Annotated in this window: 14 protein-coding genes, 4 tRNA genes and 1 riboswitch; of the genes, 12 read left to right on the plus strand and 6 right to left on the minus strand. The window is 57.1% G+C overall.

The genetic code is table 11. From position 1 onward, the window contains the following. Nucleotides 1-58: 58 nt before the first annotated feature. Both ACZ89E_RS30680 and astE read left to right on the plus strand, forming a co-directional pair. A complete protein-coding gene (locus ACZ89E_RS30680) occupies nt 59-346 on the plus strand; it encodes a hypothetical protein (RefSeq protein ID WP_010457234.1) in 288 nt (95 codons plus the stop codon). A 12-nt stretch (nt 347-358) separates the two neighbouring features. Next, nucleotides 359-1,369, plus strand: a complete 1,011-nt coding sequence (astE, locus tag ACZ89E_RS30685; RefSeq protein WP_476256997.1) for a succinylglutamate desuccinylase — start codon at nt 359-361, stop codon at nt 1,367-1,369. Between the two features lie 130 nt (nt 1,370-1,499). Here astE and ACZ89E_RS30690 read toward each other — a convergent pair whose 3' ends face one another. Next, nucleotides 1,500-2,009 (minus strand): 6,7-dimethyl-8-ribityllumazine synthase, encoded by a 510-nt coding sequence (locus tag ACZ89E_RS30690; protein ID WP_149657767.1) that lies wholly within the window; start codon nt 2,007-2,009, stop codon nt 1,500-1,502. Nucleotides 2,010-2,111: 102 nt separating this feature from the next. After that, nucleotides 2,112-2,282: riboswitch (FMN riboswitch) on the minus strand. 197 nt (nt 2,283-2,479) lie between these two features. Here ACZ89E_RS30690 and ltaE point away from each other — a divergent pair. The 7 genes from ltaE to ACZ89E_RS30725 all read left to right on the plus strand — a co-directional run bounded on the left by ltaE (nt 2,480) and on the right by ACZ89E_RS30725 (nt 8,445). Beyond that, complete coding sequence (ltaE, locus tag ACZ89E_RS30695) at nt 2,480-3,484, plus strand: low-specificity L-threonine aldolase (RefSeq protein WP_476256998.1); 1,005 nt, start codon at nt 2,480-2,482, stop codon at nt 3,482-3,484. Between the two features lie 146 nt (nt 3,485-3,630). After that, the gene (alaS, locus tag ACZ89E_RS30700; RefSeq protein WP_149657764.1) at nt 3,631-6,249 is read left to right on the plus strand and encodes an alanine--tRNA ligase; all 2,619 of its coding nucleotides are present in this window, start codon (nt 3,631-3,633) and stop codon (nt 6,247-6,249) included. A 90-nt stretch (nt 6,250-6,339) separates the two neighbouring features. Further along, complete coding sequence (locus ACZ89E_RS30705) at nt 6,340-7,581, plus strand: aspartate kinase (protein ID WP_123407338.1); 1,242 nt, start codon at nt 6,340-6,342, stop codon at nt 7,579-7,581. Nucleotides 7,582-7,770: 189 nt separating this feature from the next. Further along, on the plus strand, nt 7,771-7,959 hold the full coding sequence (csrA, locus tag ACZ89E_RS30710; RefSeq protein WP_003178872.1) for a carbon storage regulator CsrA: 189 nt from the start codon (nt 7,771-7,773) through the stop codon (nt 7,957-7,959). A 62-nt stretch (nt 7,960-8,021) separates the two neighbouring features. Then, a tRNA-Ser gene (locus tag ACZ89E_RS30715) sits at nt 8,022-8,112 on the plus strand. A 107-nt stretch (nt 8,113-8,219) separates the two neighbouring features. Further along, nucleotides 8,220-8,296: transfer RNA gene (locus tag ACZ89E_RS30720), tRNA-Arg, on the plus strand. Nucleotides 8,297-8,368: 72 nt separating this feature from the next. Next, nucleotides 8,369-8,445, plus strand: a tRNA-Arg gene (locus tag ACZ89E_RS30725). A gap of 19 nt (nt 8,446-8,464) precedes the next feature. Here the strand turns inward: ACZ89E_RS30725 and ACZ89E_RS30730 are convergent. Beyond that, entirely contained in the window at nt 8,465-8,983 is a 519-nt protein-coding gene (locus ACZ89E_RS30730) for a cell envelope protein SmpA (RefSeq protein WP_476256999.1), read from the minus strand. Between the two features lie 319 nt (nt 8,984-9,302). On the opposite strand from ACZ89E_RS30730, the gene mgtE reads away from it, so the two are divergent. Then, nucleotides 9,303-10,745, plus strand: a complete 1,443-nt coding sequence (gene mgtE / locus ACZ89E_RS30735) for a magnesium transporter (protein WP_149657762.1) — start codon at nt 9,303-9,305, stop codon at nt 10,743-10,745. Between the two features lie 101 nt (nt 10,746-10,846). Here mgtE and ACZ89E_RS30740 read toward each other — a convergent pair whose 3' ends face one another. Next, nucleotides 10,847-11,173 carry an Arc family DNA-binding protein gene (locus ACZ89E_RS30740; protein WP_003178899.1) on the minus strand — a complete coding sequence of 109 codons (327 nt, stop codon included), beginning with the start codon at nt 11,171-11,173 and terminating at the stop codon, nt 10,847-10,849. Between the two features lie 387 nt (nt 11,174-11,560). Between ACZ89E_RS30740 and phnN the strand changes: the two genes are divergently transcribed. Then, nucleotides 11,561-12,133, plus strand: a complete 573-nt coding sequence (gene phnN, locus ACZ89E_RS30745) for a phosphonate metabolism protein/1,5-bisphosphokinase (PRPP-forming) PhnN (RefSeq protein WP_476257000.1) — start codon at nt 11,561-11,563, stop codon at nt 12,131-12,133. Here the strand turns inward: phnN and ACZ89E_RS30750 are convergent. Both ACZ89E_RS30750 and ACZ89E_RS30755 read right to left on the minus strand, forming a co-directional pair. Beyond that, a complete protein-coding gene (locus ACZ89E_RS30750; RefSeq protein WP_149657758.1) occupies nt 12,108-12,287 on the minus strand; it encodes a PA3371 family protein in 180 nt (59 codons plus the stop codon). The two genes, phnN and ACZ89E_RS30750, sit on opposite strands and share 26 nt — an antisense overlap. Nucleotides 12,288-12,309: 22 nt before the next feature. Further along, on the minus strand, nt 12,310-12,543 hold the full coding sequence (locus ACZ89E_RS30755; RefSeq protein ID WP_149657756.1) for a hypothetical protein: 234 nt from the start codon (nt 12,541-12,543) through the stop codon (nt 12,310-12,312). 290 nt (nt 12,544-12,833) lie between these two features. Between ACZ89E_RS30755 and ACZ89E_RS30760 the strand changes: the two genes are divergently transcribed. Beyond that, nucleotides 12,834-12,910: transfer RNA gene (locus ACZ89E_RS30760), tRNA-Arg, on the plus strand. 24 nt (nt 12,911-12,934) lie between these two features. Here the strand turns inward: ACZ89E_RS30760 and ACZ89E_RS30765 are convergent. Then, a partial coding sequence (locus ACZ89E_RS30765) for a hypothetical protein (RefSeq protein WP_476257001.1) occupies nt 12,935-13,209 on the minus strand: 275 nt, incomplete at its 5' end.

The following is a 13,209-nucleotide window of genomic DNA, read 5'->3' on the forward strand; positions in this document are numbered from 1 at the left end:
TGGCGGGCTCTTGTAAGGGGCGCGCCGCTTTTATCTCCCAACGAGAGCGTAAAAAAACATGAGCGATACCCTGCAGCTGATCCTTGAAGACACCGACGGCACGCAACTGGAAACGTCCTGCACCCGCGTCGCGGTCCTGTGGCAAGGCAAAGAGCTGTGGATCCAGCAAGACGGCCGCGGCCAATTGCTGATTGGCGTGGACGTCGAAGAGGGCGATGCCGAATACGCAAACCTGCTGCTGCGCCCATTGGCGACTAATCTGGTAAGTCTGCAACTGGAAATGGAACCGGCCGAAGTCGGTGACGAAGACCACGTGCACGGCCCGGATTGCGCACACGACCACTAAGGAAATCGCTCTATGCTCGCCCTCGGCAAACTGCTTGAACTGACCCTCGCCGGCCGCGAACCGGCGGAGAAGACTCAACTGACTGTCGAAGGCGTGCGCATGCGCTGGTTGAGCGAAGGTGCGCTGGAAGTCCGGCCACCTGAAGCGCGCGACAATGGCCTGGACCTGCTGCTATCGGCCGGTATCCACGGCAACGAAACAGCGCCGATCGAGTTGCTCGATCGCCTGTTGCATGACATCGCCCGCGGCGACCTTAAACCGCGCGCACGTATTCTGTTCCTGTTCGGCAATCCCGAGGCGATCCGCCGCGGCGAGCGTTACATCGAGCAGGACGTCAACCGGCTGTTCAACGGCCGTCACGAGCAAAGCAGCGGTTCCGAAGCTCTGCGCGCCTGTGAACTGGAACGGCTGGCGGCGAGTTTCTTCAGCCTGCCGGACCGTGACCGTCTGCACTACGACCTGCACACGGCGATTCGTGGTTCGAAGATCGAGCAATTCGCGTTGTACCCGTGGAAAGAAGGTCGCCAGCACTCGCGCCTGGAACTGGCGCGCCTGCGCGCTGCCGGCATGGACGCTGTGCTGTTGCAGAACAAGCCATCCATCGTGTTCAGTTCCTACACCTACGACAAGCTCGGTGCCGAGGCTTTCACCCTTGAATTGGGCAAGGCCCGGCCATTCGGGCATAACGCCGGGGTCAATGTCGATCTGCTGGAAACCCGTCTCAAGCAGATCATCGAAGGCAACGAGCCGCCCGTGGCTGAAGCGACCCTGGACGGTTTGCAGCTGTTCAGCGTGGCGCGGGAAATCATCAAGCACAGCGACAGCTTCCGCTTGAACCTGCCAGCGGACATCGAGAACTTTTCGGAATTGGAAGTGGGTTACGTACTGGCCGAAGACATCGCCCAGACCCGCTGGATCATCGAAGAGAAGGGTGCCCGGATCATCTTCCCGAACCCCAAGGTGAAGAACGGCCTGCGTGCCGGCATCCTGATCGTGCCGACCAGCGACGAAAACCTCGCCTGATTCCTGCGCCCTGATCGTTCCCACGCTCCGCTTGGGAATGCCGCCCGGGACGCTCCACGTCCCAAAGCGGACGCAGAGCGTCCATTGATGCATTCCCACGCAGAGCGTGGGAACGATCATTCAACGCTGACTAGACCGCTACCGCCCGTGGCTCGCTACGACGCAACGCCCGCGTCTTGTGCAGCGTATCCGCACACGTCTTCGCCGCTTCCTGGCCTTTATGCACGAAATGCTCAAAGAAGAACTTCTGATGTTCTTCGCCGGAGTGGAAGTGGTGTGGGGTCAGGACTACCGAGAACACCGGCACTTCGGTTTCCAGCTGCACCTGCATCAGGCCGCTGATCACCGATTGGGCGACGAATTCGTGACGGTAGATTCCGCCATCCACCACCAGGCCGGCGGCAACGATGCCGGCATAACGACCGGACTTGGCCAGCAGCTTGGCGTGCAACGGGATTTCAAAGGCGCCGCCGACTTCGAAGAAATCGATGTCCGATTCCTGATAGCCCTGGGCAATCATTTCGGCGAGGAAGCCTTTACGGCTCTGGTCGACGATTTCCTTGTGCCAGCAGGCCTGGATGAACGCGACGCGCTCGCCGTGATGGTTTTTGCTTTTGCTGTCGATTGCGGTGGGTTGCATGTTCTGGTTCCTGTTTGTGTGAAAAACAGGGCTTATGAATCGAATGGGATTTAAGGGTACGCGTGCTCGCAACAATGCGTGCAAGCGGCCCTTTGGCGCCAATCCCGTTCTCTCTTCATCCGGACTATGACCGTCGGCCCCGGGATCACACCGGGTCTGCTGACCTTGTCGCCATTCACCGCCGAAGCCGTGCTGTCGCCAAGCGCTCGCGGGCTATGCGCATTGCGCGCAATTACCGCCGGTGGGGAGTTGCACCCCGCCCTGAGAACGTTTTGCCGCCAGAATATTTGGCGGCGAAGCGTTTTTAACACATATTTCCTACGTGCGCATTGCTGCTTTCTGATGATTGATATCGAGTTTTTCGAAGGCACAAAGCGCCTTTTCTACGCCCAAGGGTTGATTAATCGTCGGCATGCCCGCAGTACTTCGATCTTGAAAGGGACTTTCCCCTGCTTACCGAGGCCAGATTCATGAGCGTTATCGATCTTCGCAGCGACACCGTCACCCAGCCGTCCCAGGGAATGCTCGACGCCATGGCCAGCGCGGCCACCGGTGATGACGTTTATGGCGAAGATCCGACGGTCAATCACCTGGAAGCCGAACTGGCAAAACGCCTGGGTTTCGCCGCCGCGCTGTTTGTCCCCACCGGCACCATGAGTAACCTGCTGGGTTTGATGGCCCATTGCGAGCGCGGTGAGGAATACATCGTTGGCCAGCAGGCCCACACCTATAAGTACGAAGGTGGCGGTGCGGCGGTACTCGGCTCGATCCAGCCGCAGCCGCTGGAAGTGCAGGCCGATGGTTCGCTGGACCTGGCCCAGGTTGCCGCGGCGATCAAACCCGACGACTTCCATTTCGCTCGTACTCGTTTACTGGCGCTGGAAAACACCATGCAGGGCAAGGTCCTGCCGCTGGAGTATCTGGCCCGTGCGCGCAGCTTCACCCGTGAACACGGTTTGGCCCTGCACCTGGACGGCGCGCGCCTCTACAACGCCGCAGTCAAACTGGGTGTGGATGCCCGGGAAATCACGCAACACTTCGATTCGGTTTCGGTGTGCCTGTCCAAAGGGCTGGGCGCGCCCGTTGGGTCAGTGTTGCTCGGCTCGGTCGAGTTCATCGCCAAGGCCCGTCGCCTGCGCAAAATGGTCGGCGGTGGCATGCGTCAGTCCGGTCTTCTGGCGGCGGCAGGCCTGTATGCTTTGGACCATAACGTTCAACGCCTGGCCGACGACCACGCCAATGCGCAGTTCCTGGCCGAAGGCCTGCGCGAGGCCGGTTATGAGGTAGAACCGGTGCAGACCAACATGGTGTACGTCGCCATGGGCGACAAGGCTGAAGCGATCAAGGCATTCGCGGGCGAGCGCGGGATCAAGCTGAGCGCTGCCGGGCGTCTGCGGATGGTCACGCACATGGACGTCAGCCGCGCGCAAATCGAGCAGGTGATCGCTACATTCGTCGAGTTTTCGCGCAACTGACAGCGTTAGCCGTCCAATTGACCGTTTCTATCGTATAAACACGCTGTACCCCGCGCGCAGGGCCGATATAATGCGGCCCTTTGCCGTCGCTTCGTCTGTTGACGTTTTGCACAGGCCTTTGGCCGCAGCCTCCGTGGAAGAACCTAATGAAAAGCGCAGAAATCCGTGAAGCCTTCCTTCGCTTCTTCGAAGAGCAAGGCCACACCCGTGTAGCCTCCAGCTCTTTGATTCCGGGCAACGACCCAACCCTGCTGTTCACTAACGCGGGGATGAACCAGTTCAAGGACTGCTTCCTGGGCCAGGAAAAACGTGCGTACACCCGTGCGACCAGCAGCCAGAAGTGCGTGCGCGCCGGTGGCAAGAACAGTGACCTGGAAAACGTCGGTTATACCGCTCGTCACCACACATTCTTCGAAATGCTGGGTAACTTCAGCTTCGGTGACTACTTCAAGCAGGACGCGATCACCTACGCCTGGACCTTCCTGACCGACGTCCTGAAGCTGCCCAAGGAGAAACTCTGGGTAACGGTCTACGCCTCGGATGACGAGGCCTATGACATCTGGACCAAACAGATCGGTGTGCCTGTCGAGCGCATGATCCGCATCGGCGACAACAAAGGCGCGCCGTACGCGTCCGATAATTTCTGGACCATGGGCGATACCGGCCCGTGCGGTCCTTGCACCGAGATTTTCTACGATCACGGCGACCACATCTGGGGCGGCCCACCGGGCTCGCCGGAAGAAGACGGTGACCGTTACATCGAGATCTGGAACAACGTGTTCATGCAGTTCAACCGCACCGCCGACGGCGTGTTGCATCCGTTGCCAGCGCCGTCGGTAGACACCGGCATGGGCCTGGAGCGGATCAGTGCGGTGATGCAGCACGTTCACTCCAACTACGAAATCGACCTGTTCAAGAACCTGTTGAGCGCATCGGCCCAGGCGATCGGTTGCAGCAATGACGATCAGTCGTCGCTGAAAGTGGTGTCCGACCACATCCGTTCCTGCGGTTTCCTGATTGCCGACGGCGTGTTGCCGTCCAACGAAGGTCGCGGCTATGTACTGCGCCGGATCATCCGTCGCGCGTGCCGTCACGGTAACAAGCTGGGCGCGACCGGCAGCTTCTTCTACAAGATCGTTGCCGCACTGGTGGCCGAGATGGGCGAAGCCTTCCCGGAACTCAAGCAGCAACAATCCAACATCGAGCGCGTGCTCAAGGCTGAAGAAGAGCAGTTCTCCAAGACCCTGGAGCACGGCCTGAAGATTCTCGAGCAGGATCTGCTGGAACTCAAAGGCACCGTGGTGCCGGGCGACGTGGTGTTCAAGCTGTACGACACCTACGGTTTCCCGATGGACCTGACCGCTGACATCGCTCGCGAACGCAACCTGACCGTCGATGAAGTCGGCTTCGAGCGCGAAATGGAAGCCCAGCGCGTACGTGCGCGTTCGGCCAGCTCGTTCGGTCTGGACTACAACACCTTGGTCAAGGTTGATGTGGCGACCGAGTTCACCGGCTACAAGGCCACCAGCGGTTCGGCGAAAATTGTCGCCATCTATAAAGATGGGCAGTCGGTCGACGTCTTGAGTGAAGGCGAAGAGGGCGTGATCGTTCTCAATCAGACGCCGTTCTACGCTGAATCCGGCGGTCAGATTGGCGATTGCGGTTACCTGCAAGTCGGCAGCAGTCGTTTTGACGTGCGCGACACCACCAAGACCGGCGGTGCTTTCCTGCACCACGGGGTGGCTGTGTTGGGCAGCCTGACCATCGGCGCGCCGGTAGAGACGCATGTCGATGCCGACGTGCGTCACGCCACTTCGCTGAACCACTCGGCGACGCACTTGCTGCACGCGGCATTGCGTCAGGTGCTGGGCGAACACGTTCAGCAGAAAGGTTCGTTGGTCGACAGTCAGCGCCTGCGTTTTGACTTCAGCCACTTCGAAGCCATCAAGCCTGAGCAGTTGAAAGCGCTGGAAGACATCGTCAACGCCGAGATTCGCAAGAACTCTGCGGTTGAAACCGAAGAAACCGACATTGAAACCGCCAAGAAAAAGGGCGCCATGGCGCTGTTTGGCGAGAAGTACGGCGACAACGTGCGCGTGCTGAGCATGGGCGGTGATTTCTCCGTCGAGCTGTGCGGCGGTATCCACGCCAACCGTACCGGCGACATCGGCCTGCTGAAAATCATCAGCGAAGGTGGTGTGGCTTCCGGCGTGCGTCGTATCGAAGCAGTTACCGGCGCCGCGGCGCTGGCATACTTGAACGCTGCCGAAGAACAACTCAAGGAAGCGGCCAACCTGGTCAAGGGTAGCCGCGACAACCTGATCGACAAGCTGTCGGCTGTGCTGGAGCGCAACCGTCTGCTGGAGAAGCAACTCGAGCAGTTGCAAGCCAAGGCTGCCAGTGCGGCGGGCGACGATCTGTCGGCTTCCGCGCTGGACGTCAAAGGCGTGAAAGTGCTGGCCGTGCGTCTGGACGGTCAGGATGGCAAGGCGCTGCTGGCGCTGGTCGATCAATTGAAAAACAAACTCGGCCGCGCAGTGATCCTGCTCGGCAGTGTCCATGAGGAAAAGGTCGTTCTGGTTGCAGGCGTAACCAAGGACCTGACTGGCCAACTCAAAGCCGGTGATTTGATGAAGCAAGCTGCTGCGGCAGTGGGCGGGAAGGGTGGTGGTCGTCCGGACATGGCGCAAGGCGGTGGTGTAGACGCCGGCGCACTGGACGCGGCATTGGCCCTGACCGTTCCATTTGTAGAGCAGGGTTTATAAGGCGGTTGGCCGGACGCGCGGTCTAGTGGCGGGTCCGGCAACTGTTTGAGTGATTATTGGGCGCCCTTCATGGGCAGAGGCGGCTTTGAAATGGCTTTGATCGTACAGAAATTTGGAGGCACCTCGGTCGGCACCGTCGAGAGAATCGAGCAGGTTGCCGACAAGGTTAAGAAATTCCGCGATGCCGGCGATGACCTGGTGGTTGTGCTGTCTGCAATGAGCGGCGAGACCAACCGTCTGATCGATCTGGCCAAGCAAATCAGTGGCGACAATCAACCCGTTCCCCGTGAGCTGGATGTGATTGTCTCCACCGGCGAGCAGGTAACGATTGCCCTGTTGGCCATGGCGCTGATCAAGCGCGGCGTGCCAGCGGTGTCCTACACCGGCAATCAGGTACGGATTCTGACGGACAGCGCGCACAATAAAGCGCGTATCTTGCAGATTGACGATCAGAAGATTCGCGGTGACTTGAAGGCTGGTCGCGTGGTGGTTGTCGCCGGTTTCCAGGGCGTCGACGAGCACGGCAACATCACCACCCTCGGTCGTGGCGGTTCCGACACCACCGGCGTGGCGCTGGCAGCGGCCTTGAAGGCTGATGAGTGCCAGATCTACACCGATGTGGATGGTGTTTACACCACCGATCCACGCGTGGTCTCCGTGGCCCAGCGCCTGGACAAGATTACCTTCGAAGAGATGCTGGAAATGGCCAGCCTCGGTTCCAAGGTGTTGCAGATCCGTGCGGTGGAATTCGCCGGCAAGTACAACGTTCCGCTGCGCGTACTGCACAGCTTCAAGGAGGGTCCGGGCACCCTCATTACTATTGATGAAGAGGAAACCATGGAACAGCCGATCATTTCCGGCATCGCTTTCAATCGCGATGAAGCCAAGCTGACCATCCGTGGCGTGCCAGACACCCCGGGTGTTGCGTTCAAGATTCTTGGGCCGATCAGCGGCGCGAACATCGAAGTCGACATGATTGTGCAGAACGTTGCGCACGATAACACCACCGACTTCACCTTCACCGTGCACCGCAACGACTTCCAGGCCGCGCAAACCGTGCTGGAAAACACCGCTCGCGAGATCGGTGCCCGTGAGGTCGTGGGTGACATCAAGATCGCCAAGGTCTCGATCGTCGGCGTCGGCATGCGTTCTCACGCAGGCGTGGCCAGCCGCATGTTCGAATCCCTGGCCAAGGAAAGCATCAACATCCAGATGATCTCGACCTCGGAAATCAAAGTCTCCGTGGTGATCGAAGAGAAGTACCTGGAACTGGCTGTGCGCGCTCTGCACACGGCTTTCGAACTGGACGCGCCTGCCCGTCAGGGCGAGTGATGCGTTTACCGAAGGGCGCGGTCTGACCGCGCCCTTCGTCTTTTTTGAATAGCGCGACCCAGGACTCTGTTCTTTTGCTCGCGCTGGTCAATACTCAGGCATGTAGGGCTGCGATCGTTCCGGTTGTAGGTCGAGTGCCTTTTTTTTGCAGACTGTTGTCCCTGAACTGTAATGCGTGAGGAGAAAGGTATGCTGATTCTGACTCGTCGGTGCGCAGAAAGCCTGATTATTGGTGATGGCGAAATCACTGTGACCGTGCTCGGCGTCAAAGGAAATCAAGTGCGTATTGGCGTTAACGCGCCTAAAGAGGTTGCTGTTCACCGCGAGGAAATCTACTTGCGGATCAAGAAAGAGAAGGACGACGAACCAAGCCATTAATTTTTATCGTTTTTTATGTTTGCAAACGGGGAAAAGGTTGGTTAAGATACGCCCCGTGTTGCGGAGAGCTGGCCGAGTGGCCGAAGGCGCTCCCCTGCTAAGGGAGTACACCTCAAAAGGGTGTCGGGGGTTCGAATCCCCCGTTCTCCGCCATTATTTGCGTAGTACGTTGTAATCTGGCTTCTTCGGTAAGTTGTTGAAATTACTAGAAAAAGTGTTTGACATAGAGATTAGACGGCCTATAATGCGCGGCAACAAATGCACTCGTAGCTCAGCTGGATAGAGTACTCGGCTACGAACCGAGCGGTCACAGGTTCGAATCCTGTCGAGTGCACCATTTAAGAGTTGTTGGCAGTAATGCGAGCAACTTTGCTTCAGCCAGTTGTGGTCTGGTTTAAAAACACAAAATGCACTCGTAGCTCAGCTGGATAGAGTACTCGGCTACGAACCGAGCGGTCACAGGTTCGAATCCTGTCGAGTGCACCAAACACCAAAAAGCCTGCGTTTAACGCGGGCTTTTTGCCGTCTGGGATTTGGCTTTTCCCTTGACGCATCCTTTCTCGTCGAACTCGATATGTGCGCTGCGACCTCGCTTGAGGTCATAGCGGTAGCTCGTGGCCGAGTTGCGAATACTGATCTTGTCCGGCTTGCCGAGGGCGCTTTCGACGTCCTGCTGAGTCATGCCGGCAATCACCCGTTGATTGATGATCGCTTCTCGACGTTGCTTGGCGTTGATCAGGTTTCCACATTTGTCCTCTAATTGGCCGACGATGGTCGGTTCTCTTCTTTTTGCATTCGCACCTGGAGGTTGCTGGGTGGTGGCTTCGGGCATGATCGCGTAGGTGGTGCCTGGCATGAAGGGGTGAGCGGTATGGAGTGAAAGGCTCTCATTGGTCTTGCAGCTCATCGTAGTAAAGGTGATGCCTCCGTCAGGTGCCTCGCATCGGTGAACGGTCGCAGCAAGCAGCTTGATTGGCAGGCAGAGCAGGGTAGTCAGCAAGAGCAGGTGTGTGTTCGATGGCATTCGGCGTCCTCCATGACGTTCCATCTGAAGGGTAGCTGCTACTTTTTTCGAATGCCTTGTGTTTTCTTTTCAGGATAAGTCGTCGCAATTGATGTCTGAAGACAGCGCTCAGGTTTGTCTTGCAAGCGCTTGTTTCAGCCGCGATTTTTTAACGTTTTAAACCGTCAGGCGGTGTATCATTGCGCCCGTCAGCCCCGCCGGGGCTTATGGAAAACTTCCATGGACTTACCCAGTAGTTACTCAGTACCCCGTTTTTCCAATCATGAATTGACTGATTGATCCTTCCGGCGTGCCCCGCTGCTGGGAGTGGAGTTCGCCTATGTCTGAAGTTGAAGTAAAGAAAACGCAGGAAAGCTTGCAGGACCGCCTAGCTCAAGTCGTTGAGCTGTTGCAGCGTCAGCGAGTGGTCGAAGACCTGACTCATCGCCAGGAAGGTCCGCATCACGACCGGGTCGAGAACCTGGTTCACCGCCAAAACCTCGTCGAGCTGCAACGCAAGCTCGATGATCTGCACTCCGCTGACGTTGCCTACATCCTTGAAGCCTTGCCGCTGGACGATCGTCTGACGCTCTGGCAATTGGTCAAGGCTGATCGTGACGGCGACATCCTTCTCGAAGTATCCGATTCGGTTCGTGAAACGCTGATCGCCGACATGGACGATCACGAGCTCCTGGCGGCGGCCAAGGACATGGATGCCGACGAACTTGCTGACCTGGCTTCCGAGCTGCCGCGAGACGTCGTCCATGAGCTGATGGAAACCCTTGATGGTCAACAGCGTGAGCGCGTTCGCTCCGCATTGTCCTATGACGAGGAGCAGGTCGGTGCGCTGATGGACTTCGAGATGGTGACTATCCGTGAGGATGTCAGTCTCGAAGTGGTTCTGCGTTATCTGCGTCGTCTCAAGGAGTTGCCGGGGCACACCGACAAGTTGTTCGTGGTCGACTACGACGGCGTGCTCAAGGGTGTGCTGCCCATCAAGCGCTTGCTGGTGAATGATCCGGATAAACAGGTTTCCGAGGTCATGGCCAGTGATCCGGTCAGTTTCCATCCGGACGAAGACGCCTACGATGCCGCTCAGGCGTTTGAGCGTTACGACTTGATCTCTGCGCCGGTGGTCGACAAGAACGGCAAGCTGATCGGCCGTCTGACCATCGATGAAATGGTCGACCTGATTCGTGAAGAGAGCGAAAACGAAGTTCTCAACATGGCGGGTCTGCGCGAAGAGGAAGACATCTTCGCGTCAGTCTGGAAATCCCTGCGTAACCGCTGGTCATGGTTGGCGGTTAACCTGGTGACTGCGTTTGTAGCCTCGCGGGTAATTGGTCTGTTCGAAGGCTCCATCGAAAAGCTGGTAGCGCTCGCTGCATTGATGCCGATCGTGGCAGGCATTGGGGGCAACTCGGGTAACCAGACGATTACCATGATCGTTCGGGCTATGGCGCTGGATCAGGTCAGTACCGGCAATACGTCCCGCTTGATGCGCAAAGAGCTTGCGGTAGGTTTGATCAATGGCCTGGTCTGGGGCGGGGTGATTGGTGTCGTCGCCTATCTGCTCTATGGCAGCTGGTCCCTTGGCGTCGTGATGACTGCAGCGATGACGCTTAACCTGTTGCTGGCGGCGTTAATGGGGGTATTGATTCCCATGACCCTGGCGCGCCTGGGGCGCGACCCGGCCATGGGGGCCAGTGTGATGATCACTGCCATGACCGATAGTGGCGGGTTCTTCATCTTCCTTGGGTTGGCCACAATCTTCCTGCTTTGATTCGCATCTCTGAAGCCCGCCAAATTGGCGGGCTTTTTAATGCCTCGAATTCCAGACAAAAAAAAGCCAGCGATTATGCTGGCTTGAATTTTTTGGGTGGATCAGGACGCGTCTGCGGCCATTTCAGCGTCATGGGCGATCAGCGAAACAAGAGCGTTTTGCTGACGGTGGGAGAGTTGGCGGAAGCGTTGCAACAGTTCGCGTTCGTGCAACGACAGCTCCGGGCTGTCCAGGCGCATGCTCAGCTCTTCGCCCAGTGCACCTTCTTGAATAAGACTCTGCTCAAGGCGCGCAATGATTTCGGAGTTCATGCTGCGATGATGATTGCGAGCCACCTCGGCAATGCGCTCACGCATTCCGTCTGGCAGACGTACGACAAACTTGTCAGCCGTACGGCTGGAATAAATTGCCTGTTTCAATGGGCGCATATATTTAACCGGTTAGTTCAGGGGAGCGGTTCTCGGGATTGGCCGCAGGATGTCTGATAGGACAAGCACTCTGGCCAAATGTTCAACCTGAATTGATAGAGGCTCGCATCATGCCTCAAAGTAGCCAGTTCATTGGCGTCAATTCTGTGACAAATATTGAACTGGATAAAGGCGTTATGCCAGCACCAATTATCAGAAATGCGGACTGGTTTGAAAAGTTTGCCCTGGTCCGTGTCTCTGACCGCGTCCTGTTGCCCGGCAGGTGGTGTCCTCGGACGCCTGAAGGTGCATGCTATGCGGATTCGATCATCGTTCCTTACCTTGTATAGGATAGTGGCAAATGGCCGATTTACTAGAGGCGAACCTGTAGTGCGGGGTGATTTCAGGATGGATGGCAGATTGATTTATCTGATGGGGCCATCAGGGTCAGGTAAAGACAGTCTCATCGACGCGGCGCGAGGGCCGTTGCAGGCGCTGGGTTGCGAAGTGGTGCGGCGGGTCATCACGCGTTCAGCCGAATCCGCGGGCGAGGATGCCGAAGGGGTTACTCCTGAGGAGTTCGAGCGGCGCAAGGAGGAGGGTGGCTTCTCGCTCTTCTGGCGCGCCAATGGCCTGGATTACGGTATTCCCGTCGAAATCGATCAATGGCTCAAAAATGGGCGCCACGTTTTGGTCAATGGCTCTCGAGGGTATCTATCTATCGCGCTGGAGCGTTATCCGACAATGCTGCCGGTGTTGTTGACGGTCAAGGATGGTGTGTTGCGCGAGCGGTTGGTGCGCCGGGCGCGAGAGAGCCTGGAGGATATTGACGCCAGGCTTCGGCGTAACCAGTTATTCGCAGGTGAGGACTCGATCGGCGATACGCAAATCTTTCGACTCGATAACTCCGGCGACCTGGCTGACACGGTTTCCAATCTTCTGAGTATGCTGCGGCTCAGCGTAAAACCGGATCAAATTTGATTCGACGTCCAGCGATCAACGCTAGCACGAACAATGAGCCAAAGACGCCGCAGGCAATCAAGGGCGGGGTGAGCAATGCGTCCTGATCCAGGGATAGATGAAGGATGCCACTCAACAAGGCCAGGATAAAAAATCCAGTGGCTGATTTGGACATGCGGTGCTCCTGGTAGGGAAAGTCAAAATATCAATCGTTCGGAAGCTGGCTTCTGTGGAGCAGAGCTCTCTTGGCTCATTTCCTGATTTACAAATACGTGCTGGTCACTCATGACTGCCAGTTGGGGCGCTTTCTGCAGTTGGAGGTAGTGGGGCATGCGCTGGGCAACCACCTCAGCGTTACCCTCGGGGATCAATTGAAGGCCAGCCAGCAAGGCCAAGGCGATCGCATTCGAGAGTAATAGGGCGCCGTTCATGGGGTTGTCCTCCATTGTTCTTGGAGAATAGCTAAAGCAGTCAGCATGCCAAGAGTCTAACGGCTATTAAATCCTTTAAAAACAATGGATTGGTCCTCAATAGCAGAAAGGTATCAGTGCAATTTGCAATGATGGCGTTTTGAGGTGATGCAATTTGCACGGCAGGCGATGCCTTTGGGGTATGAGGCATTTGCCTACACTTAAAAAGCCTAAGGACGACATGACAAACGTGGGTCTGCCCGTTAACATGCTCGCCGTCCATCGCGCTGCGGTTCTCGCGAGCGATTTGTGTCTCAGTAGCTCAATTGGATAGAGCATCCCCCTCCTAAGGGGAAGGTTGGCAGTTCGAACCTGCCCTGGGACACCACCTTCATTTCAAGCTCGGCTCCTTCTACTCTGAATTCCCTTTTCGGCTCTCAATCGCTTCCTGAAGCGGGGCTTGAGTCTGGATGCGTTTTGCACCTGTTTCCGAGATGTTGAGGGTTTTAAGGTTCTCTTCTATATAGAGGGCGCGGTTTCTCTTTCTATATAGATGGCAAAGACGAGCGTTTTTCGGCTTTCTGCAAGTTATTGATAGAAAAGCCAAATCAGTGCTTGACGGCAGATTCTGGAAGTCTATAATTCGCCCCACTTCCGGCGCAGTCGAAACGGAAAACTCCTTGGCAA

The organism is Pseudomonas sp. TE3899 (assembly GCF_056279105.1).

Coding starts and splice junctions, on each gene's coding strand:
- ACZ89E_RS30740 (WP_003178899.1), bottom strand. CDS start 11,173: ATGCGCCCATTGAAACAGGCAATTTATTCCAGCCGTACGGCTGACAAG.
- astE (WP_476256997.1), top strand. CDS start 359: ATGCTCGCCCTCGGCAAACTGCTTGAACTGACCCTCGCCGGCCGCGAA.
- ACZ89E_RS30755 (WP_149657756.1), bottom strand. CDS start 12,543: ATGAACGGCGCCCTATTACTCTCGAATGCGATCGCCTTGGCCTTGCTG.
- ltaE (WP_476256998.1), top strand. CDS start 2,480: ATGAGCGTTATCGATCTTCGCAGCGACACCGTCACCCAGCCGTCCCAG.
- ACZ89E_RS30680 (WP_010457234.1), top strand. CDS start 59: ATGAGCGATACCCTGCAGCTGATCCTTGAAGACACCGACGGCACGCAA.
- alaS (WP_149657764.1), top strand. CDS start 3,631: ATGAAAAGCGCAGAAATCCGTGAAGCCTTCCTTCGCTTCTTCGAAGAG.
- ACZ89E_RS30690 (WP_149657767.1), bottom strand. CDS start 2,009: ATGCAACCCACCGCAATCGACAGCAAAAGCAAAAACCATCACGGCGAG.
- ACZ89E_RS30730 (WP_476256999.1), bottom strand. CDS start 8,983: ATGCCATCGAACACACACCTGCTCTTGCTGACTACCCTGCTCTGCCTG.
- csrA (WP_003178872.1), top strand. CDS start 7,771: ATGCTGATTCTGACTCGTCGGTGCGCAGAAAGCCTGATTATTGGTGAT.
- ACZ89E_RS30750 (WP_149657758.1), bottom strand. CDS start 12,287: ATGTCCAAATCAGCCACTGGATTTTTTATCCTGGCCTTGTTGAGTGGC.
- phnN (WP_476257000.1), top strand. CDS start 11,561: ATGGATGGCAGATTGATTTATCTGATGGGGCCATCAGGGTCAGGTAAA.
- mgtE (WP_149657762.1), top strand. CDS start 9,303: ATGTCTGAAGTTGAAGTAAAGAAAACGCAGGAAAGCTTGCAGGACCGC.
- ACZ89E_RS30705 (WP_123407338.1), top strand. CDS start 6,340: ATGGCTTTGATCGTACAGAAATTTGGAGGCACCTCGGTCGGCACCGTC.